Genomic DNA, 21992 nt, shown 5'->3' on the forward strand with positions numbered 1-21992 from the left:
AAATAACAATTTAGTGAAATAAACCATGTTTTGAGAATAATCCAGTGATTGACTTTGCATTATGCGATCTGCGTAAAAGAAAAATCAGCGGGTAATGGATAGCGTAAGTGCAATTCATAACTCAATGGAAGGTGTTCTCTATGAAACGTAGTGTTTTATCTCTTGCTGTGGGTGCTGCACTGGTGATTTCTGACGCAACGGCGTGTACCACTATTTTTGTCGGTGAAAATGCGTCTTCAGATGGTGCGCAATATATTGCCCGCAATGAAGATATGAATCCGGCAAACCCGAAAGTTTTGCAGGTGAATCAGGAAAAAGTAAATAAAGACACTGAGTTTAAAACCAATTTAAATAAATTCACTTATACCTTGCCGGAAAAGGCAATGCGTTATACCACTATCCCGGAATGGAATGATAAAGGTCAGTTCCGTTTCAGTTCCAACGGTTTTAATGACGCGGGTGTCGGGATCAGTGCCACAGAAACTATTTTTGCCAATGATGCCTCATTAAAAATTGACCCGTATGTCGAAGATACCGGGATTATTGAAGATGCGATTCCGGATGTGGTATTACCGTATGTCTCTTCCGCAAAAGAAGGGGTTATGCGGTTAGGGAAAATTATCGAGGAAAAAGGTGCCGGTGAAGGTTTCGGTGTGGCCTTTATTGATAAGGACGGGATCTGGTATCTGGAAACCGGCAGCGGCCACCAGTGGATGGCAGCGAAAATCCCGGCCAATACCTATTACGTCACTGCAAACCAGGGCCGCCTGGAAAAATTTGATATTAACGACAAAGATAATTACCTGTCATCCCCGACACTGATTTCCTTTGCCGAGAAAAATGGCTTATATGATCCGAAAAAAGACGGTGAGTTTAATTTCAAAAAAGCCTATACCAAAGATGATGCGAAAAGTGATGGTTATTACAACTACCCGCGTGTGTTAGTACTGCAAAAAATGTATAACCCGGAAATTAAGACAGACTTTAAAGATGTGAAATCCAATGATTTCCCTGTCTTCTTAAAACCGGCGAAAAAACTGGGGCTGGAAGATATTAAAGCCGGGCTGCGCAACCATTATGAAAATGTCGGCACATCCCCGTATGCAACCACCTATCCGGATACCACCAAACGACCAATCTCGGTATTCAGAACCCAGCACTCCCATATTTTACAGGTACGCAAAGATTTACCGAAAGAAATCGGCAATGTCCGTTATATTGCCTTCGGTATGCCGACATTATCCGTTTATGTTCCTGTCTATTACGGCCCGGACAGCTATGTGGAAGCGTATACCATCGGTTCACCACAGGCAGATAATGCCTCAGCACACTGGAAATTCCGTAAATTACAGACACTGGCGATGATCGACTTTAATAAATATTCGAAAATTGTGCAGGCGGAATACAGCAAACAGGAAGCTGAGTTTGCCAAAGAACAGCAGGCAATGGAAAAAGAGTATCTGAGTATTTATAAAACAGACCCGGCGAAAGCCAAACAGCTGTTACAGGACTTCCAGAATAAAGTCATGCAGGATGCATTAAATACCACCGATAAACTGACCAATATTATTATGCAGGATCTGACCAATTCCGTGAACGAACGCTACCGTTTTAAAGGCGCGTGATGCGGTAAGGTTATTGAGTACATAAAAAACGGCCTCTGCTTGCAGGAGGCCGTTTCGTTATTGCGTTTCAGGCAGTTACCGGCTGACAGCCCGGACGGTCAGTGTAATACCGTCAACGGCAATCACTTCCACTTCCGTACCGGCAGGCAGCGCGGACTGGCTGTAAACCCGCCAGCTGCCGTCTGCCAGGCGGATACGGCTGTAACCTTCTTCTGTATCTGTCAGCAGGGCGGCACGCAGGCCGATCAGTTTGTGATTGGCCTGATTTGGTGAACTGCTGTCATCACGCTGGCGGCGGCGCTGAAAATTACGCCACAGCACCGCACAGATCACCGTCATCACCGCGAAGATAATGCCCTGCCATTCAAGATTCAGCCCCGGTATAATCCACGTCAGCAGCGCGACAACCAGTGCCGCCACGCCGCTCCAGAGCAGATAACCGCCGGTGCCGAGCATCTCCAGAATCAGCAGGATGCCGCCGAAACAGAGCCAGAACCAGACCGCCTGTGATGCGATCATCTCAATCATGCAGATTTACCCTGACCTTTCGTGTCTTTTGACACATTGAACATTTCAGCCACACCACCGATAGCGCCCATCAGGTTGCTGGCTTCCAGCGGCATCATAATGACTTTGCTGTTTTGCGCCGCACCAATCTGAGTCAGTGCATCAGTATATTTCTGCGCCACAAAGTAGTTGATTGCCTGCATATTACCGTCAGCGATAGCATCCGATACCATTTGTGTGGCGCGGGCTTCCGCCTCTGCCGCACGTTCACGGGCTTCTGCTTCCAGGAAGGCGGACTGACGCAGACCTTCTGCTTTCAGGATCTGAGACTGTTTTTCACCTTCTGCTTTCAGAATAGCAGCCTGGCGCACACCTTCCGCCTCAAGGATATCCGCACGCTTGGTACGTTCTGCTTTCATCTGTGCGTTCATCGCAGACACCAGTTCCTTCGGCGGACGCACGTCACGGATTTCAACACGGGTGATTTTAATCCCCCACGGGTTGGTGGCTTCATCCACAATATGCAGCAGGCGGGAGTTGATGGAGTCGCGCTGAGACAACATTTCATCCAGTTCCATTGAACCGAGAACGGTACGGAAGTTGGTCATGGTCAGGTTGATAATCGCTAAATTCAGGTTGCTGACTTCATACGCGGCGCGTACCGGATCAATGACCTGAATAAAGCAGACGGCATCGATGGTGACGTTGGCGTTATCGCGGGAGATAACTTCCTGTGACGGAATATCGAGAACCTGTTCCATCATATTAATTTTACGGCCGATGCGATCCATAAACGGCACGATGATATGCAGGCCCGGCTGCAGTGTCCGGGTATAGCGGCCAAAACGCTCAACAGTCCACTGAAAGCCCTGCGGTACAGTTTTGACACCGGTCGCGACAATAATGACGGCGATGAGAATAATAATCGGGACAAAACCCAGTGAGAACAAATCCATGAGCCAAAATCCTTATCAGTAATGAGTGAGTTATATAATTCAGTAAAGTAATTAATTAGTACAGTAACGAGTATAGCTTACGACGGTAAGATGCGGCAGTACTGTCTGCGGTGCCCATTGCCGCCATAATATCCATCATGGTTTTGCGCACCTGACCTTCCGCAGCCGCCAGATCCTTCTTCAGGAAGCTGAATAACAGAGCAAGTGCTTCGTCATTGCGGTGTACTTCATGCAGCTTCAGCGCCAGTTGTACCGCGAGTTCCGCATTCTCCGGGTCCGCTGCAAAGGTATTTTGCAGTTCCTGGATTTCCGGGGTGTCTGCGGCCTGCTTTTGTAACTCAATTTGAGATAAGAGACCATGATAGCGCGTATCCTGATCCTGAATCGGGACAGACTTCAATACTTTTTCAGCTTCTTCTGACAGCTTCACTTCCATCAGTGTCTGTGCCAGCAGCAGAGTGATTTCGCTGTTATTACTCTCAGCCTGGTGTGCTTCACGCAGCAGCGGCAGAGCAGCCTGAAAATCGCCGGCTTCAATCAGTTCAATGGCCTGACCGGTTTTGATTTCAGATTCAGACGGCAGGAATTTGGCCAGGAAGTTACGGACGGTCTCTTCATTCTGCGGCCCCTCAAAACCGTCGACCGGCTGCCCCTGATGGAACAGATAGGTGGTCGGCACGGCGCGCAGGCCGAACTGTGAGGCGATCATCTGCTCGGTATCGCAGTTCACTCTGGCGAGGATCATCATCCCGGCATAGTCAGCCGCCACTTTTTCCAGAATGGCGCCCAGTTCCTGACACTGCGGGGACTGCGCGGAATGGAAGAAAAAGACCACCGGCACCTGCATTGAAGATTCAATAACCTGGCGTAAATTGGTTTCGTTAACGTCTGTGATATGTGCGTTTGATAACATATTCATTCTCTTAATAAATTGGCGGACTTTTTAATAACATCTGGGCGCAGCGCGGCATTTCAAGCGGCAGAGGATTTTTTGTTCAGTATTTTATCCATCAGCCACAGCGGCAGCAGGCGTCTGAGCCACATCACTATTACGGTAAGACCCGTAACAGGATAGCGTATTTTCGGGTGCGGGTGCTCCAGGGCACGGATGACTTTTTTCACCACATCCTCCGGTTTACCGGTAAACAAACGGGCAATTCCCGGATTTTTTACCGGTTTATCCTGCATCGTTTGTGTGACATTTTCCGTAAAGCGGGTGGTGATCGGCCCGGGTTCAATCAGACTGACGCGGATCCCGCTGCCGGACAGTTCCATCCTCAGTGCATCGGACCAGGCTTCCAGCGCGTATTTGCTGGCGGCATAGGCACCACGCCCGGGCGTGGAAATCAGCCCCATTACCGAACTGGTCTGAATAATCCGGCCTTCACCGGCCTGTTTCATGGCGGGCAGCAGCAGGGTGGTCAGTTGATGCGTGCCGAACAGATTAGCCGAAAACTGTTTTTCCAGATCTTCGCGGCTGACGGTGTCCAGCGGGCCGTACAGACCAAAACCGGCATTATTGAACAGGCCGTACAGGCGGTTATCTGTCAGTGCCAGCACCTGCTCTGCGGCGCGGGCAACACTGTGCGGGCAGTCCAGATCCAGTTCCACCGGCTCAAACCCGAGGCGCGCCATTTCCGCAAGATCTGCCGGTTTGCGGCAGGCGGCCAGCACCCGGTAGCCCCGCTGTTTCAGTGTTTTAGCTGCGCATAGCCCGATACCGCTGGAGCTTCCGGTGATCAAAACTGCTTTTTGCATTTCTTTACCTGCTTAACTGCTTATAAATTATGGATAAATCATTTAGGATAGTCTGACACCCGTTACTGTAAGTAAGGCAGCAGTGTTTTATCCATCCAGTCAGTCACATAAGGCTGTGCCGCTGCGTTCGGGTGTATGCCGTCATCCTGAATCCACTGCGGATTGGTGACGACCGCTTCCATATAAAACGGGATCAGCGGAACGGCATTTTCCTGTGCCAGCGCCGGATAGAGCGCCGAGAACCGCTCGGTATAGCGTTTGCCGTAATTCGGCGGAATGCGGATCTGCATCAGCAGTGGTTTCGCCCCGGCGGCCTTCACTGCATCAATCGCGGCCTGAAGGTCGGTGCGGGTTTGTGTCAGCGGCAGGCCGCGCAGGCCGTCGTTGGCACCCAGTTCAATCAGTACCCATTGCGGCCGGTGCTGCTCCAGCAGTGCGGGCAGACGGGCAAGTCCCTGAGCCGCCGTATTTCCGCTGATACTGCCGTTTATCAGTGTGATACCGTTACCGGCCTGTTGCCAGCGTTGTCCCAGCTGTGCCGCCCACGCCTCTCCGGCCGGCAGGCGGTAACCGGCACTCAGGCTGTCCCCCAGTATCAGTAATGTTCCGGCGGCATACAAATTCCCGCTGAACAGCAGCAGAAAAAGGAAACAGAGATGGCAGCGGAGCCTATTCTTGAAATTGATCATCTTATTAAGCGCGTCGGTCAGGGTGAAAATGAGATCACTATATTGCAGGGTGCCGGGTTGGTTGTCGAGTCTGAAGAGACAATCGCGCTGGTGGGGGAATCCGGATCCGGAAAATCAACCCTGCTCGGCATTATCGCCGGTCTGGATGACGCGACCTCCGGAGAGGTGAAACTGCTCGGGCAGTCACTGCCGCAGCTGGATGAGGAAGCGCGGGCAAAACTGCGGGCTCGGGATGTCGGCTTTGTGTTTCAGTCCTTTATGCTGATCCCGACCCTCAATGCGCTGGAGAACGTACAACTGCCCGCGTTGCTGCGCGGTGAATCCGAATCCGCCAGCCGGGAGAATGCGGAGCAGTTGCTGATTCAGCTCGGACTGGAAAAACGCCTGAAACATATGCCTGCCCAGCTTTCCGGCGGGGAACAGCAGCGGGTGGCGATCGCCCGGGCGTTCTCCACACGGCCGAAAATTCTGTTCGCTGATGAGCCGACCGGTAACCTTGACCGCCGCACCGGCGACAAAATTGCCGATCTGCTGTTTTCGCTCAACCGTGATTACGGCACCACTCTGATTCTGGTCACGCATGATCTGACCCTGGCCGCCCGCTGTCAGCGGCGGCTGACGTTGTCAGACGGCAAACTGGAGGAACCGGCATGATCTGGCGCTGGTTCTGGCGGGAGTGGCGTACGCCGTCTCTGCTGGTGGTCTGGCTGTCACTGACCCTGGCGGTGGCCTGTGTGCTGGCACTGGGACGAGCCGGTGATCGTATTAATCAAAGCGTGAACTATCAGAGCCGTGACTATCTGGCCGGTGATCTGGTACTGCGCGGCTCGCATCCGGCGGATGAAACCTGGCTGAAAAAGGCGCAGGAGAGCGGCCTGGCGCTCAGTCAGCAGATGAGTTTCAACACCATGGTATTTGCCAATGACGTGCCGCAGCTGGTGTATGTCAAAGCGGCGGATGAAGCTTATCCGCTGTACGGCGAGCTGGAAACTGACCCGCCCGGCCTGAAACCTGCCCGGGGGGAGATTCTGATCGCGCCGCGTCTGGCAGAGCTGCTCTCGGTAAAACCGGGACAGATGCTGGAAGTGGGGGATACCGACCTGAAAATCGCCGGTTTTCTGATTCAGGAACCGGACAGTGGCTTTAACCCGTTTCAGATGGCACCCCGCGTGCTGATCAACTTACAGGATGTGGACGCCACCGGTGCCGTACAGCCGGGAAGCCGCCTCACTTACCGCGATATGTTTGCCGGTGCACCGGATGCGGTGGCGGTGTTTAAACAGCAGTATGAAGATGCGCTGCGGATTGACCAGCGCTGGGTCACCCTGAAACAGGAAGGCGGGGCGCTGGCGAAGTCTATCGATCGCGCGCAGCAGTTCCTGGTGCTCTCTGCGCTGCTGACATTATTGCTGGCGATCGCCGCTGTGGCGGTTGCGATGTCACATTACTGCCGCAGCCGTCACACCCTGATTGCCGTACTGAAAACACTCGGAGCCGGGCGGCGCGAGCTGCGTTACTGGGTGGTCGGCCAATGGGCGGTGCTGATGGCGGCAGCAATGGTTGCCGGATCCCTGCTGGGACTGATTTTTGATGCGGTACTGATGAGCCTGCTGGCACCGCTGCTGCCGAAGGCACTGCCGGATCCGGGATTATGGCCGTGGGCGTGGGCACTGCTGACACTCCTTGCCATCACGCTGCTGGTGGGCGCACGGCCTTACCGCCAGCTGATGCTGACACAGCCGACCCGCGTACTGCGTGATGACGTGGTAGCGCCGGTCTGGCCGCTGCGCTGGTATCTGCCGCTGGCGGTACTGATTGTGGCAGGCGGGCTGGCGGTGCTGACCAATGCCTCGTTCCTGCTCTGGGCGGTGCTGGCCGGGGTGGTATTGATCGCCGCACTGCTGGCAGTGGCCGGTTACGGCGGATTATGGCTGCTGGCAAAAATTCCGTTCCGCGCCCTGAGTCTGCGGCTGGCTGTCCGCCGTCTGTTGCGCCAGCCCGGTCAGACCCTGGTGCAGACCGGCGCATTTGCCCTCTCCTTTATGCTGCTGGGGTTGCTGGTGATGGTCCGCGGTGATCTGATCGGGCGCTGGCAGCAGCAACTGCCGCCGGACACACCGAACTATTTTCTCGTGAATATGACGGAAGAACAGATAACGCCGGTCAATCAGCTGCTGGCATCACACAACGTGACACCGTCGGAATATTACCCGGTAGTGCTGGCGCGGCTGTCCGGTATTAACGGCGAAACTGCGCTGGCGTGGGCGGATGCGCGTGATCCGGGCAACAATACGGTCCGCCGCGAACTGAGCCTCACCTGGCAGGAATCGCTGCCGCCGCTTAATGAGCTGGTGGACGGCACCTGGCCGCCGAAACCCGGGGAGGTCTCCATTGAGATGGAAGTGGTCAAAGAGCTCGGACTGAAAGTCGGGGATACCCTGACCTTTACCGGTGATACCCGTCCGTTTACCGTGACTGTCAGTAGTGTGCGGCAGGTGGACTGGGAAAGTATGAGGCCTAATTTCTTTTTCATCTTTAATCACGCCTCTCTGGAAAATCAGAGCGCCATGTGGCTGACCAGCTTTCACTATGACGGTAATGACGGGTTAATCACTCAGATGAACCGCAAGTATCCGTCCATCAGTATTTTTGATACCGGATCGATGCTGAAACAGATCCAGACCATTCTCGCGCAGGTCAGCCGTGCGCTGGAAGCGATGGTGGTACTGGTGCTGATTTGCGGCGTGCTGTTACTGCTGGCACAGATCCAGGTGGGGATGAACCAGCGCCGGACAGAGCTGGTGGTATATCGTACGCTGGGGGCCGGTAAACGCCTGCTGCGGCGCACGCTGTGGAGTGAGTTTGCCTTGCTGGGCGCGATGGCCGGTGTGGTCGCGGCGCTCGGGGCGGAAACTGCCCTGTGGCTGCTGCAGACCCGCGTGTTTGATTTTCCGTGGCAGCCGCAGTGGCCGCTGTGGATCGGGCTGCCGCTGGCCGGGGGGGGACTGCTGTCACTCTGCGGCAGTGTGCTGGGGATCCGCCTGCTCGGGGATCCTCAGCAATACCGCCGCTTACAGAGTTAGTCCGGAGAGGATGTGTATGCTCTGACCGGTTTGTGTTGCGGTGGCCGCATAAAGAATGTGGCCGCCAGAATCACAATTACCGGCAGGGCGATCAGCAGGAAAGCCGGGGTAAAGCTGCCGCTGTAATCCTTGACGGCACCGGCAAAGAACGGTGCCAGACAGGCAAAGGTGGAAATCAGATTTACCACGGAGAACAGCTCCAGATACGGACCACGGCCAAAATAGTTTGCCAGCAGCACGCTGGAGGCCAGGAATGTCATACCGTAACCAATCCCCGCCAGCACGGTAAACAGGATCAGCAGCGGCCAGCTGGTCGCGATACTCAGTGTCAGCACACCGAATGTGATAGTGGCGAGACTGATAATCAGCAGTTTTTTCGGCTCCAGCCACTCCCCGATAGCGCCCCCGGCCAGCCGGGAAAAAGCATTGATAAAGGCCATGGTACTGAGCAGTGTGGCGGCAACGGTTTCACTGAAACCCTTATCCATAATATGCGGTACGGCAAAGCTGTTCACGGTAAATCCGCACCATAAAAATGCGGTATAAGAGGCGGCGATGACATAAAACTGCCAGGTTCTCAGCGCCTGACGGGCACTCCAGCGCGCCTGACTGCGGTAGATGCGGGAACTCAGCTTTTTCTGCTGCCACATCACGGCACGGGCGTGAGTGATCTCACGGCGGCCTTCCCGCATCACCAGCAGGGTGATCAGGGTGACAACGGCCAGTGTCAGGGCGGAGATCAGCCAGTGGATCCGCCAGGAGCCGAACACATGCGCGGCGAGAAAATAGATCCACGGCCCGACCACACCGCCCAGCCCGCCGAGGGTAAAGTAAAAACCAAATGCCAGCGACTGACGGCTGAACAGCCGTGAAATCACATAAGTGCCGGGAACGGTAGCCATAAAGGTAAAACCGATCCCGAGAAAGGCGGTACCGATAAAATAGCGCTGAATCGACTGTGTGGTGTACAGACTGTAAAATCCGGCCAGAAACAGCAGCAGCCCGGCCAGCAGAGTCAGGCGGACATTGGTTTTACGGATGAGAAGACCAGGCAGAAAGCTCGATAACCCGCAGGTCAGCCCGAGCAGCGTGAATCCGAAACCGGCATCTGTCCAGCTCCAGTTCAGCTCTTTGAGCATGCCGGGTAAGACCACGCCTAATGAGGTGAAGGTAGTAGCGGTGGTCAGGAAATAAACCAGCCCCAGCAGGGTGAGTATAGTCCATTGATAAACAGGACCTAAGCGGCGATCTGACGAAAACATCCCGGCTCCGGAAACGGCGTAAAAAGCAAAATGCCCGGCTGAACACCGGGCATCAGAATGGAACTATTGTCGCCGGAAACCGTGCCGACTACCAGCTTAATATTGTTTTCGCCCAGTCCGCAGAGGACTGATATTCCGCCGGTAAATCCTGTGCCAGCCCGCTGAGTGCGGCGATAAGCTGTGCCGGATCGGGATGTGTCAGGTTAATGTGACCGACCTTACGCGCCGGACGAACCTCTTTGTCATACCAGTGCAGATGCGCCAGCGGTTGTGCCAGCCACTGTGTATTCAGCTCCGTGCCGATAATATTCACCATCACCGCCGGGGCGGTCACAACCGGCTGCGGCAGCGGCAGATCCAGAATCGCCCGCAGATGCAGCTCAAACTGGCTGACCGATGCACCGTTTTGTGTCCAGTGGCCGCTGTTATGCACACGCGGTGCCAGTTCGTTAATCAGCAGGCCGTCTTCTGTGACAAAACACTCCATTGCCATCACACCGGTATAATCCAGCTCACTGAGGATCGCGCCCAGCATCTGCTCTGCCTGTTCCTGAAGCGGGTTTTGTGCCGGCGGGAAGGCCACGCTCATGCGCAGAATGCCCTCTTCGTGATGGTTATGGGTCAGCGGATAAAAAACACATTCCCCGGCGCGGTTACGGGCACCGACCAGCGACACTTCACCGGAAAACAGAATGCCTTTCTCGGCAATACATTCGCCGTAAATTTCCGGCGGCAGAGAAGCTTCATCACCGGGACGCACCCGCCACTGACCGCGTCCGTCATAACCGCCGGTGCGGCGCTTGACGATGACAAAGTCCCCGAGGCGGGCAAAAATGTCCGGCCATTCATCAGGAGACGACAGCGGCTGCCACGGTGAGGTGGCGAGATGCAGAGTGTCCATCAGCTGTTTCTGCGGCAGGCGGTCGGCCAGACGCGGAAAGATATCGCGGTTGATAAAGGCGGGATGCTGCTCCAGCACTTGTGTCAGCGCGGTCTGCGGCCACTGCTCGATTTCAGCGGTGATCACACTGTGCTGATATGGAACGGCTTCCGGTTCGGCATCTAACCCGACCGGATAAACCGAAATACCCAGCGGCTCACCGGCCTGGCGCAGCATCCGGCCCAGTTGGCCGTTTCCCAGAACACACACCGGTTTCATCAGTTGGCCTCCCGCGGATCCGGGTGGCTGAGGACATCATCAGTCTGTGCATTACGCCAGTCAGTCAGGCGGGTCAGCAGCGCCTCATCATGCAGGGCGAGGATCTGTGCGGCGAGCAGGGCGGCATTGGCGGCACCGGCTTTGCCGATGGCCAGCGTACCGACCGGAATACCTTTCGGCATCTGCACAATGGAATAGAGGCTGTCGACACCGCTGAGTGCGGCACTCTGCACCGGCACACCCAGCACCGGTACGAGGGTTTTCGCCGCCAGCATCCCCGGCAGATGTGCGGCACCACCGGCACCGGCAATGATCACATCAAACCCGTTCTGTTTTGCGGTTTCAGCAAAGGAAAACAGTTTGTCCGGTGTGCGGTGCGCGGAAACCACTTCTGTGTGATAAGGCACCTGAAGCATATCGAGGATCGCTGCGGCGTGCTCCATGGTACTCCAGTCACTTTTGGATCCCATGACAATAGCCACTTTGGCTGCCGGTGAGTGTTGTTGCGAAGAGGCGGCGTTCATGTTTTCGGTGCTCCTGTACATCCCGCGTCACGAAAATTGACAGACGTCCGGCCGTTGGCCGGTTAAGAAGACGGGCATAATATCACGGTAAATCACGAAGGAAAACGTTTGCGTCACGGATTTTTCACAAATCCGGGGAGATAACGGCTCAGAACGGAAAGAAGATCAGTGAAATGCTGTCCGGGGTGATTTTAAAGGCAGAACCCTGTGAGTGCCACGCGCCGAGGACACCGCGAAAGTGCGTTTCACCGTCAGCGGATACATCATGAACCGCGGGACGGTGTGTGTGGCCGTGGATCATCCAGCGGGTCCGGTACTGACGGAATGCCTTCATCACCTCGTTCTGATTCACATCCATAATCGCTTCGCTTTTGCGCTGATTGGCAGACTGACTGCCCGCGCGCATTTTTTTCGCGATTTTCAGGCGCAGCGACAACGGCAACCACAGAAACAGGCGCTGGATCCACGGCGTGTGAACACGCTGACGGTAGTGCTGATAGTCTGTATCATCGGTACAAAGGGTATCACCGTGCAGGATCAGGATCTGATGCCCTTCAGCTTCAATGACCTGTGTGTCCGGCAGCAGGGTCATGCCGCACTGACGGGCATAGTGCTCACCCAGCAGGAAATCACGATTGCCGCAGATAAAGAAGATCTTCACGCCGCTGTCACTGAGTGATTTCAGCGCATCAGCCACGGTTTTATGCAGCGGGTTCGGGTCATCATCACCAATCCAGTAATCAAAAAAATCACCGAGGATATAAAGCTGTGATGCGTGAACCGCCTGTTCCCGCAGGAAACGAAGAAAGCCGGCGGTGATCGCCGGCTCCTGCTCATTTAAATGCAAATCTGCAATAATAAGCGTGGTCATACTTACTCAGAAACAGTCACGCTTTCGATGATCACATCTTCGCGCGGCACATCCTGGTGCATACCGCTGTTGCCGGTTTTAACCGCTTTGATTTTGTCCACAACATCCATACCTTCAACCACTTCAGCAAACACGCAGTAGCCCCAGCCACTTGGTGTTTCTGAACGGAAGTTCAGGTAGTCGTTATCAACCACGTTGATGAAAAACTGTGCAGTGGCGGAATGCGGATCGTTGGTACGGGCCATTGCCAGGGTGCCGCGGTTGTTTTTCAGACCGTTGTTGGCTTCGTTTTTGATCATACCGAGAGTCGGTTTCTGCTTCATGCCCGGTTCAAAACCGCCGCCCTGGACCATGAAATCATTGATAACACGATGGAAAATGGTGTTATTGTAGAAGCCGTCTTCACAATATTTCAGGAAGTTTGCGACCGTTTCCGGTGCTTTGTCCGCGAACGTCTTAATGACGATATCACCATGATTTGTATGAAAAGTTACCATAATAATTTCCTGCTGCTTATATTATAAAGGCAATAATCTGCCGTTTTTATCTCCGGGGTGTGTTATATCATACTCACTAATCTGCGTCAGTATTTGTTATAATCACCGGGTTTTACAGGGTCTTTCTTGCATTTGCAGGGTATTCGCGTTTCAATAACCCGACCTGTCTCAGATTATGATCCCCGCAGACAGATATAAAAAATAAAGTATTTATTATCAATTAATTAACAGAAGTCACCATCAACACGTACAGACTTTTAATGGAATAGTCCTATGCTGAAAATTTATAACACCTTATCAAGACAAAAAGAGGAATTTAAGCCCATTAACCCCGGTAAAATCGGGATGTACGTGTGTGGTATCACTGTTTACGACCTGTGTCATATCGGACACGGGCGGACATTTGTCGCGTTTGACACCATCGTGCGCTATCTGCGTCACGCCGGGTATGATGTCAACTATATCCGCAACATCACGGATGTGGACGACAAAATCATCAGACGGGCGAATGAAAATAACGAAACCTGTGATCAGCTGGTGGATCGCATGGTGGCGGAGATGCACCGCGATTTCGATGCCATGAACCTGATGCGCCCGGATTCAGAGCCGCGTGCCACACATCACATCAAAGAGATTATTGAGATCACGCAGTTACTGCTCGATCGCGGTCATGCCTATGTGGCGGACAACGGGGATGTGATGTTTGATATCAGCAGCGACCCGGAGTACGGTCTGCTGTCACGTCAGGATCTGGAGCAGCTCCAGGCCGGTGCCCGTGTCGAGGTGGCGGATGTGAAACGCAACCCGATGGATTTCGTGCTGTGGAAAATGTCCAAACCGGGTGAGCCGTCATGGGAATCACCATGGGGCGCAGGCCGTCCGGGCTGGCATATCGAGTGTTCCGCGATGAACAGCAAACAGCTGGGTACACATTTTGATATTCACGGCGGCGGTTCTGACCTGATGTTCCCGCACCATGAAAACGAAATCGCGCAGTCCACCTGTGCTCACGACGGCCCGTATGTCAATTACTGGATGCACTCCGGGATGGTGATGGTCGATAAAGAGAAGATGTCAAAATCCCTCAATAACTTCTTCACCATCCGTGACGTGCTGGGCTATTACGACCCGGAAACGGTGCGTTACTTCCTGCTGTCCGCACATTACCGCAGCCAGCTCAACTACACGGAAGAGAATCTGAAACAGGCGCGTACTGCTCTGGAACGTTTCTATACTGCACTGCGCGGCACAGATAAAGACGCGGCAGTAGTGGTGAATGAGGAATTCGCAAACCGTTTCCGCGATGCGATGGATGATGATTTCAACACCCCGGAAGCGTATTCTGTACTGTTTGATATGGCGCGCGAACTGAACCGTCTGAAACAGGAAGATATGACTGCAGCAAACGGCCTGGCGGCACAACTTCGCCAGCTGGCCGGTGTGCTGGGGCTGCTGACTCAGGATCCGGAACAGTTCCTGCAAAGCGGTGCGCAGAGCGAAAGTGATGAAGATGCAGCGAAAATCGAAGCACTGATCAAACAGCGCAATGATGCCCGCGCCTCAAAAGAGTGGGCGCTGGCCGATGCAGCCCGTGATGCTTTAACCGATATGGGTATTGTGCTGGAAGATGGCCCGCAGGGTACCACCTGGCGCCGTAAGTAATCGTTATTATTCTGACTGAAAAGCCCGGCATTATTCACTGCCGGGTTTTTTTATATCACTTTATTTTTACCGGGCAGGCATAACAGCCGGTTATCCGCTATTCTGTTACAGCACCTGCTTTATTGTGTGATGTCTTTGTCGTACTTTTATATTAAAAATAAAGGAAGCATCTGATGAGTAAAAATATGTTAGCTATGCTGGTGGCATCTGTCTGTGCATTCGGCGCAATGACGGCATCTGCCGCCGGATTGTCAGATAATATGAAAACGCTGAACGCGAATCTGCAGATTGTTGAAAAAACAGATGATGCGGCAGCGCTGAAAACTGCACTGACCGACATGCGTGCTGCGGCACAGAGTGCCAAAGAAGAATTACCTGCCAAACTGAAAGGTAAAGCAGCGGACAGCGCAGAAGTGAAAGATTACCATCACGGTTATGAAGTTCTGACCGGACAAATTGATGAAGCACTGAAACTGGCAGAAGAAGGTAAAATTTCGGAAGCAAAAGCCATGGCTGAACAATTTAAAGCCACCCGTGGTGAATACCACAAAAAATACCGTTAACAGCTGATATAAATACCGTTTTCCGTATTAAAAACGCCCGGTCATGATTGCCGGGCGTTTTGTTATTCAGCGGCTGATAATCAGTCCCGTTTGCGCGGCATCATGCGCAGCAGGGTATTATCTTTCCAGAAGTAGTGATGCGCCAGTGCGGCGGCGGCATGCAGGCCGATAATAAAATAACCGGTGTTGGCAATGATCTCATGAATATTCTGTATGCGGTACGCGAGATCTTCATCCGGTGCGGCGGAGACCGGCATCGGAATACCGAATAATGACCAGTCATAACCGTTCAGATATTTAATACTGAAACCGAGCACCGGTAACAGAATGAATATCACAAAGATTATCAGATGCACCAGATGGGATAAGCCGGTTATCATCGGTGACGGTTTGGGAATAATAGCCGGTGCGCGGTGCTTTATTCTGACCGCCAGCCGGACAATCATCAGTATACCGACAGTAATACCGCAACTGTAATGCAGCCCGGACAACATACTTCTCAGGGGTTCGTCAGCGTTATCCCGTAACAGGGCGCTGACATAAACGACAATCACAAGCAGGAAAATAAACCAGTGCAGGGCAATCTGCACCGGCTGAAATTTTTGTGTTTTCATTTTTTGCGGCTCTTATTATACGGATAAAAAAACCAGAGGCAGTGCTCTGGTTTATTCGCAGATTACGATTATTCAGCCACTTTTACCTGCTGACCGGCAAACTCCACCACTTTACCGGCGGTGATTTTGCAGCGCTTGCGGGTTTCTGTTTCACCGTCAACAGCCACCTGACCATCAGCGATAAATTGTTTGGCAGCAGCACCGCTGTCGGCCCAGCCCTGAATTTTGAGCAGATCACACAGTTCGACATGCGGATGGCCGTCGAGATTAAAAATATCCATGGTTATTCGTCCTTATCGTGAAATTCTTCGCAGGCCTGTAATGTATTCTGAATCAGTGTGGCGACCGTCATCGGCCCGACACCGCCCGGCACCGGAGTGATCCACTCCGCGCGTTCAGCGGCTTCGGCAAAATTCACATCACCGACCACTTTGCCGTTTTCCAGACGGTTAATACCGACATCAATCACAATTGCGCCGGGTTTGATCCACTCACCCGGAATAAAATTCGGTTTCCCGACCGCCACAATCAGCAGATCCGCATGTTCAACATGGTGACGCAGATTGGTGGTAAAGCGGTGAGTGACAGTTGTGGTGCAACCGGCCAGCAGCAACTCCAGGCTCATCGGGCGGCCGACAATATTGGATGCGCCGATAATCACGGCATTCAGACCAAACGTATTGATATTGCAGCGCTCAAGCAGCGTCACAATACCGCGCGGTGTGCACGGGCGCAGATTCGGCGCACGCTGGCACAGGCGGCCGATATTATAAGGATGAAAACCGTCGACGTCTTTATCGGGATGAATGCGCTCAATCACTTTGACATTATCAATGCCGGCAGGCAGCGGAAGCTGAACGAGGATCCCGTCGATAGTATTATCATTATTCAGTTCATCAATGAGATGGAGGAGTTCGGCTTCGCTGGTGGTATCGGGGAGGTCATAAGAGCGTGAAATAAATCCGACTTCTTCACAGGAACGGCGTTTGCTGGCGACATAAATCTGCGACGCGGGGTTCTCACCGACCAGGATAACGGCAAGACCGGGAGCCCGTTTTCCGCTGGCAATCCGTTGCTGAACTTTTGCGGCAACTTCGGCACGTATGGTCGACGCAATCGTTTTCCCGTCTATAATTTTTGCTGACATCGTGTAAAAATCCATAAAACAGATAAAAGATGGGCACTATTCTGTCAGAACATTTTCCGTCTGTCAGTTATGTTTTATTAAGGTGTCAGAAAGTCACTGCCGAAGATAACTGATTTTCTGATTGACTCGCCGCGTCGCAACCGTATAATCCACGGTGCATCAAGCAGTTAACCTGCTGTTTTTTTCCTCAGCGCGCCCTTAGCTCAGCTGGATAGAGCAACGGCCTTCTAAGCCGTAGGTCACAGGTTCGAATCCTGTAGGGCGTACCATTCCGAAGTCAATGGACATCAACCGATGTCTTTTTTTATGTCTGAAATTCAGTTAATTAGCTGATTTTAACTTTTCTTCGTTCAACTGACGTCCACCTATATCAACCTACATCAAGTAATATTTGTTGGCATATGCGTTGGTACATACAGATTCAATGAATTCTTATACCAACACAAACTCATGGGAGTTCCTATATGGCACTAACAGATGTGAAGGTAAGAACGGCAAAGCCTGCCGATAAAGAATACAAACTAACTGACGGTGAAGGAATGCACCTTTATGTGCATGCTAATTGGTTCTAAATACTGGCGGTTACAATAATAGTTCATGGAAAACATATTCGATTTGACGCATGTGTTTTTTGGGTATAACTTAAAGAAAAGACTGAAGAGGTACACATGGAACCATTACAGCTGTTTAAAATTTTAGGTGACCAAACCAGATTGGATATCGTATTGCTTTTGAAAGCATCTGGTGAGCTATGTGTCTGTGATATCTATACGGCCTTGAATTTATCGCAACCAAAGACATCCCGGCATCTGGCAATGCTTAGAGAGTCGGGTCTTTTGCTCGATTCAAAGCATGGTAAATGGGTTCATTATCGATTATCTCCGGCATTACTACCGTGGGTGAAAAGTATCATTGATGTCACCTATGCCACAGAGAAAAATAGAGTTGCAGATTTGCTTAAGAGTCTGGAGACAAAAGAGTCTGCGAGTAGTTGTTCCGCATAAAATTTTTTAAATTAATATATATGAAAAAACATATATAAGGTTAAGGTATGAAAAAACTAGAAGTCTTTGACCCAGCGTTATGTTGTAGCACTGGTGTTTGTGGAACAGAAGTCGATCAAGCATTGGTAGACTTCGCAACTGATGTGGATTGGTTAAAAAAACAAGGGGCAAGTATAAGGCGTTTTAATTTAGCACAAGAGCCAATGGCGTTCGTTAACAACACAAAAGCAAAAACATTTTTGGAAACCGCAGGTGCCGAGTCACTTCCACTATTGATTCTGGATGGTGAGATTGTGCTGACTGGTCGATACCCAAAACGACATGAGTTAGCCAGATGGTTTGGTATTCGCCTGAATATTGAAAAAGCCGAAATAGTTAAATCGTGTTGCGGTAATGACAAAACGTGTTGTTAACAGGAGCAATAAAATGAAATTTTTAGATAACACACCTAATTATTTATTTTTTACTGGAAAAGGTGGTGTGGGTAAAACCTCAATTTCCTGTGCGACAGCAATCAAGCTGGCAGAGGATGGAAAAAAAGTCCTGCTAGTGAGTACAGATCCTGCATCTAACGTCGGACAGGTATTTTCTCAATCAATAGGAAATCAGATTAAGCCAATAACATTGGTTCCAAATCTATTTGCTATTGAAATAGACCCTCAAGCCGCAGCCGAAGAATATCGAAACAAAATTATTAATCCAATCAAAGAAAGCTTACCTGAAGCGGTAATTCAAAGTATTACGGAACAACTATCAGGTGCCTGTACAACAGAGATTGCAGCTTTCGATGAATTTACCGGGTTGTTAACCAATACCGAAATTACAGAGCAATTTGACCATATCATTTTTGATACCGCACCAACGGGGCATACCATCCGTTTATTACAACTCCCGAGTGCGTGGAGTGATTTTATTAGTGACAATCCTGATGGTGCGTCATGTCTAGGGCCAATGTCTGGCCTTGATAAACAACGTGAGCAGTACAGCATGGCGGTGAAAGCGTTGAGTGATAAATCACTAACAAGGCTAGTCTTGGTTGCACGACCTCAGTTTGCCGCATTGAGGGAAGTCGCAAGAACCTATAGCGAGTTGTCATCTCTGGGTATCAAAAATCAGCAATTGATTGTCAATGGTGTTTTCCCTGAAACTGCGGTGACTGAAAATGATAAGTTATCCCATGCGCTCTACTCTCGTGAACAAGCGGCATTAGAGTCTATGCCTGAAGCACTACGCTCGTTACCTGTCGATATTCTTTATTTACAAAAGATCAATATGGTGGGTGTCGATGCACTGAAGCAGTTGTTATCTAATGACATGCCACAAATTCCAACTATTACCCCGACAAAACAACCTATTTCTTTACCTACCTTGTCAGAACTGGTTGGCGAAATATCTCAGCAACAGCATGGGCTAATTATGTTAATGGGTAAAGGTGGTGTAGGGAAGACAACGGTTGCGGCCTCAATCGCAGTTAAATTGGCAGAAAAAGGGCTTGATGTACATCTGACCACATCTGATCCGGCCGCGCATATTGAATCAACCCTCGATGGTGTTTTACCCAATCTTCAGGTTAGCCGAATTGATCCTATCGCTGAAACTGAGCGTTATCGTAATTATGTCTTAGAAACCAAAGGGAAAGATTTAGATGAAGAGGGGCGTGCATTACTTGAGGAAGATTTACGCTCTCCATGCACAGAAGAAATAGCGGTATTTCAGGCTTTCTCTCGCATCATTAGAGACGCGGGTAAACGTTTTGTCGTCATGGATACTGCGCCGACCGGGCATACATTATTACTTCTGGATGCAACAGGGGCATACCATAAAGAAATTGCTAAAAAAATGGGCGAGAAAGGTCATTATTTAACGCCGATGATGCAATTACAAGATCCTGAACGCACCAAAGTTATTATTACGACACTCGCTGAAACTACGCCTGTGCTTGAGGCGGAGAACTTGCAAAATGATTTAATACGGGCAGATATACATCCGTGGGCGTGGGTAATCAATAACAGTCTATCTATCACAGAAACAACATCACCATTGTTACTTTCAAGAGCTGAACAGGAAGTCGCTCAGATTAAAAAAGTGACATCAACATTGGCAAAACGTGTTGCTATTGTTCCTTTGCTTGAAACAGAGCCTGTGGGGATATCTGCATTAAGTCAGCTTGCAGAGTAAGTTTTATTTTCTAAAAATAAAAGGTGCGGAAAAGCACCTTTTAAATGAGGTTGTTATGTTTATTGCCGCATTGATTTTTATTTTAACGATCACCTTTGTTATTTGGCAACCCAAAGGACTGGGTATTGGCTGGAGTGCCACAGTAGGGGCTGTATTGGCACTGATCTTTGGTGTGATCAGTTTTCAAGATATTCCTATTGTTTGGAACATTGTTTGGAATGCCACGGCGACATTTGTTGCCGTCATTATCATTAGCCTACTTTTAGATGAAAGTGGTTTCTTTGAATGGGCTGCATTACATGTTGCCAAATGGGGTGGGGGTAAAGGAAAACTGTTATTCAGTTATATCGTGTTACTTGGTGCAACGGTTGCGGCCTTGTTTGCCAATGATGGCGCAGCATTGATATTAACGCCCATTGTGATTGCGATGTTATTGGCACTTGGTTTCAACAAAGGCACGACATTAGCATTTGTCATGGCTGCCGGGTTTATTGCAGATACGGCGAGCTTGCCGCTGATCGTTTCGAACCTCGTGAATATCGTTTCTGCGGACTTCTTTAATATTGGATTTACTGAATATGCATCGATTATGGTACCAGTGGATATTGCTGCAATTATTGCAACATTAGCGATGCTGAATTGGTTTTTCCGCAAAGATATTCCTAAACAATATGATGTTACCAAACTGAGTGAACCGACTTTAGCCATTAAGGACATGACAACGTTTAAAACAGGTTGGCTGGTATTGGTACTGCTACTTATTGGTTTCTTTGTCTTAGAACCATTAGGTATTCCAATCAGTGCAATTGCGGCTATTGGCGCTTTAATTCTTTGGGTGATTGCAGCCAGAGGCCATACGATTAATACCAAAAAAGTATTACGTGGAGCACCGTGGCAAATCGTCATTTTCTCTTTAGGTATGTACTTGGTTGTTTATGGTTTAAGAAATGCAGGGTTAACCGATTATCTTTCTGAAACGCTCAATTACCTTGCAGACAAAGGGTTATGGGTAGCAACAATTGGTACGGGATTTATAACTGCATTTTTATCCTCAATAATGAATAACATGCCAACGGTGTTAATTGGTGCGCTATCCATAGAAGGAAGTGAAGCATCAGGGTTAATTCAGCAAGCGATGGTGTATGCCAATGTGATTGGCGCCGATTTAGGTCCAAAAATCACACCAATAGGTAGCTTGGCGACATTGTTGTGGCTGCATGTTTTATCGCAAAAAAACATGACCATTACATGGGGATATTATTTCAAAACCGGGATTATCATGACTATCCCTGTGCTCATTGTCACACTCGTTGCTTTAGTACTTCGACTTTCACTGTTAAATTAAAGGTAACCCCATGAATGAGATCACTATCTACCATAACCCCAATTGTGGCACTTCGCGTAATACCCTTGCCATGATCCGCAATAGTGGTGTTGAGCCAACGATTATTTATTACCTGGAAACACCTCCGGCTAAGGATGTGTTAGTGCAACTTATTGCAGATATGAAAATCACAGCGAGGGAGCTATTACGAAAAAATGTTGAGCCGTATAAGCAATTAAATTTAGAAAATAACCTTTATTCCGATGAGCAATTGATCGATTTTATGTTGCAGTACCCAATACTGATCAATAGGCCGATTGTTGTCACTCCGCTGGGCGTAAAGTTGTGTAGGCCTTCAGAGGTAGTGTTAGATATATTGCCTAATCAGCAACAAAGTGAATTTATCAAGGAAGATGGTCAGATAGTGATTGGTAGTCACGATGTAAAAATGTAAATTTTCTCTTTCTTTGCCCGCTATATCCGTTACAGCAATGATTTTGTCACAGAAGGCAGCGCTGACGGCAAAGTCGATTTTACCTTTATCTACGAATAAACCGGTGCCGGGAATT

At 50.5% G+C, this 21992-nt stretch carries 23 protein-coding genes, 1 tRNA gene and 1 pseudogene; 12 read left to right on the forward strand and 13 right to left on the reverse strand.

The genetic code is table 11. The annotated features are described in order from the left end of the window. Positions 1-140: 140 nt before the first annotated feature. Positions 141-1625 (forward strand): C69 family dipeptidase, encoded by a 1485-nt coding sequence (locus AB7038_RS05885; RefSeq protein WP_108656311.1) that lies wholly within the window; start codon positions 141-143, stop codon positions 1623-1625. Positions 1626-1700: 75 nt separating this feature from the next. Here AB7038_RS05885 and AB7038_RS05890 read toward each other — a convergent pair whose 3' ends face one another. The 5 genes from AB7038_RS05890 to tesA all read right to left on the reverse strand — a co-directional run bounded on the left by AB7038_RS05890 (position 1701) and on the right by tesA (position 5535). Then, complete coding sequence (locus tag AB7038_RS05890; protein ID WP_024475082.1) at positions 1701-2153, reverse strand: NfeD family protein; 453 nt, start codon at positions 2151-2153, stop codon at positions 1701-1703. Beyond that, the gene (locus tag AB7038_RS05895) at positions 2150-3088 is read right to left on the reverse strand and encodes an SPFH domain-containing protein (RefSeq protein WP_046893202.1); all 939 of its coding nucleotides are present in this window, start codon (positions 3086-3088) and stop codon (positions 2150-2152) included. Before AB7038_RS05895 ends, AB7038_RS05890 begins: the two co-directional genes overlap by 4 nt. 55 nt (positions 3089-3143) lie before the next feature. After that, positions 3144-4001, reverse strand: coding sequence for a co-chaperone YbbN (locus AB7038_RS05900; protein ID WP_015422944.1), 858 nt, complete (start codon positions 3999-4001; stop codon positions 3144-3146). A gap of 59 nt (positions 4002-4060) precedes the next feature. Continuing rightward, a complete protein-coding gene (locus AB7038_RS05905; RefSeq protein ID WP_369452926.1) occupies positions 4061-4846 on the reverse strand; it encodes an SDR family oxidoreductase in 786 nt (261 codons plus the stop codon). 62 nt (positions 4847-4908) lie between these two features. Further along, entirely contained in the window at positions 4909-5535 is a 627-nt protein-coding gene (gene tesA / locus AB7038_RS05910; RefSeq protein WP_032099246.1) for a multifunctional acyl-CoA thioesterase I/protease I/lysophospholipase L1, read from the reverse strand. Here tesA and ybbA point away from each other — a divergent pair. Both ybbA and ybbP read left to right on the forward strand, forming a co-directional pair. After that, on the forward strand, positions 5503-6189 hold the full coding sequence (gene ybbA / locus AB7038_RS05915; RefSeq protein ID WP_369452927.1) for a putative ABC transporter ATP-binding protein YbbA: 687 nt from the start codon (positions 5503-5505) through the stop codon (positions 6187-6189). The genes tesA and ybbA overlap by 33 nt on opposite strands. Further along, positions 6186-8618, forward strand: a complete 2433-nt coding sequence (gene ybbP, locus AB7038_RS05920) for a putative ABC transporter permease subunit YbbP (protein WP_369452928.1) — start codon at positions 6186-6188, stop codon at positions 8616-8618. Before ybbA ends, ybbP begins: the two co-directional genes overlap by 4 nt. Here ybbP and AB7038_RS05925 read toward each other — a convergent pair. The 5 genes from AB7038_RS05925 to ppiB all read right to left on the reverse strand — a co-directional run bounded on the left by AB7038_RS05925 (position 8615) and on the right by ppiB (position 12931). After that, positions 8615-9880, reverse strand: coding sequence for a CynX/NimT family MFS transporter (locus tag AB7038_RS05925; RefSeq protein ID WP_368889329.1), 1266 nt, complete (start codon positions 9878-9880; stop codon positions 8615-8617). The two genes, ybbP and AB7038_RS05925, sit on opposite strands and share 4 nt — an antisense overlap. A gap of 88 nt (positions 9881-9968) precedes the next feature. After that, positions 9969-11039 carry a 5-(carboxyamino)imidazole ribonucleotide synthase gene (gene purK, locus AB7038_RS05930; protein WP_369452929.1) on the reverse strand — a complete coding sequence of 357 codons (1071 nt, stop codon included), beginning with the start codon at positions 11037-11039 and terminating at the stop codon, positions 9969-9971. Beyond that, complete coding sequence (purE, locus tag AB7038_RS05935; RefSeq protein ID WP_108656327.1) at positions 11039-11563, reverse strand: 5-(carboxyamino)imidazole ribonucleotide mutase; 525 nt, start codon at positions 11561-11563, stop codon at positions 11039-11041. The genes purK and purE overlap by 1 nt, the downstream gene beginning before the upstream one ends. 148 nt (positions 11564-11711) lie before the next feature. Then, positions 11712-12434, reverse strand: a complete 723-nt coding sequence (locus AB7038_RS05940; protein WP_368889327.1) for a UDP-2,3-diacylglucosamine diphosphatase — start codon at positions 12432-12434, stop codon at positions 11712-11714. Between the two features lie 2 nt (positions 12435-12436). Further along, positions 12437-12931: a peptidylprolyl isomerase B gene (gene ppiB / locus AB7038_RS05945; protein WP_004237667.1), complete on the reverse strand. Its 495-nt coding sequence runs from the start codon at positions 12929-12931 to the stop codon at positions 12437-12439. A gap of 273 nt (positions 12932-13204) precedes the next feature. On the opposite strand from ppiB, the gene cysS reads away from it, so the two are divergent. Both cysS and cybC read left to right on the forward strand, forming a co-directional pair. Beyond that, positions 13205-14593 (forward strand): cysteine--tRNA ligase, encoded by a 1389-nt coding sequence (gene cysS, locus AB7038_RS05950; RefSeq protein ID WP_004237668.1) that lies wholly within the window; start codon positions 13205-13207, stop codon positions 14591-14593. A gap of 173 nt (positions 14594-14766) precedes the next feature. Next, on the forward strand, positions 14767-15156 hold the full coding sequence (gene cybC / locus AB7038_RS05955; RefSeq protein ID WP_369452930.1) for a cytochrome b562: 390 nt from the start codon (positions 14767-14769) through the stop codon (positions 15154-15156). Positions 15157-15236: 80 nt separating this feature from the next. On the opposite strand, the gene cybB is transcribed toward cybC, so the two are convergent. The 3 genes from cybB to folD form a co-directional block, all read right to left on the reverse strand. Beyond that, positions 15237-15770: a cytochrome b561 gene (cybB, locus tag AB7038_RS05960; RefSeq protein ID WP_368889326.1), complete on the reverse strand. Its 534-nt coding sequence runs from the start codon at positions 15768-15770 to the stop codon at positions 15237-15239. Positions 15771-15838: 68 nt separating this feature from the next. After that, the gene (gene ybcJ / locus AB7038_RS05965; protein ID WP_025151668.1) at positions 15839-16051 is read right to left on the reverse strand and encodes a ribosome-associated protein YbcJ; all 213 of its coding nucleotides are present in this window, start codon (positions 16049-16051) and stop codon (positions 15839-15841) included. Between the two features lie 2 nt (positions 16052-16053). After that, a complete protein-coding gene (gene folD / locus AB7038_RS05970; protein ID WP_004241000.1) occupies positions 16054-16917 on the reverse strand; it encodes a bifunctional methylenetetrahydrofolate dehydrogenase/methenyltetrahydrofolate cyclohydrolase FolD in 864 nt (287 codons plus the stop codon). A gap of 192 nt (positions 16918-17109) precedes the next feature. On the opposite strand from folD, the gene AB7038_RS05975 reads away from it, so the two are divergent. From AB7038_RS05975 to arsC, 7 genes and pseudogenes are all read left to right on the forward strand, one after another. Next, positions 17110-17186 (forward strand) — tRNA-Arg (locus AB7038_RS05975). A gap of 195 nt (positions 17187-17381) precedes the next feature. Further along, positions 17382-17505: pseudogene (locus AB7038_RS05980) on the forward strand (Arm DNA-binding domain-containing protein); the annotation flags it as partial. A gap of 80 nt (positions 17506-17585) precedes the next feature. Beyond that, the gene (locus tag AB7038_RS05985; protein ID WP_036968128.1) at positions 17586-17921 is read left to right on the forward strand and encodes a metalloregulator ArsR/SmtB family transcription factor; all 336 of its coding nucleotides are present in this window, start codon (positions 17586-17588) and stop codon (positions 17919-17921) included. Between the two features lie 47 nt (positions 17922-17968). Further along, entirely contained in the window at positions 17969-18334 is a 366-nt protein-coding gene (gene arsD, locus AB7038_RS05990) for an arsenite efflux transporter metallochaperone ArsD (RefSeq protein ID WP_036968130.1), read from the forward strand. Positions 18335-18347: 13 nt separating this feature from the next. Then, the gene (gene arsA / locus AB7038_RS05995; RefSeq protein WP_369452931.1) at positions 18348-20099 is read left to right on the forward strand and encodes an arsenical pump-driving ATPase; all 1752 of its coding nucleotides are present in this window, start codon (positions 18348-18350) and stop codon (positions 20097-20099) included. A gap of 55 nt (positions 20100-20154) precedes the next feature. After that, positions 20155-21444 (forward strand): arsenic transporter, encoded by a 1290-nt coding sequence (locus AB7038_RS06000; protein ID WP_369452932.1) that lies wholly within the window; start codon positions 20155-20157, stop codon positions 21442-21444. A 10-nt stretch (positions 21445-21454) separates the two neighbouring features. Next, positions 21455-21877, forward strand: coding sequence for a glutaredoxin-dependent arsenate reductase (gene arsC, locus AB7038_RS06005; RefSeq protein ID WP_369452933.1), 423 nt, complete (start codon positions 21455-21457; stop codon positions 21875-21877). Positions 21878-21992 lie beyond the last annotated feature (115 nt).

Origin of the sequence: Morganella morganii (assembly GCF_041099235.1) — a bacterium.
Taxonomy (GTDB): Bacteria; Pseudomonadota; Gammaproteobacteria; order Enterobacterales; family Enterobacteriaceae; genus Morganella; species Morganella morganii_E.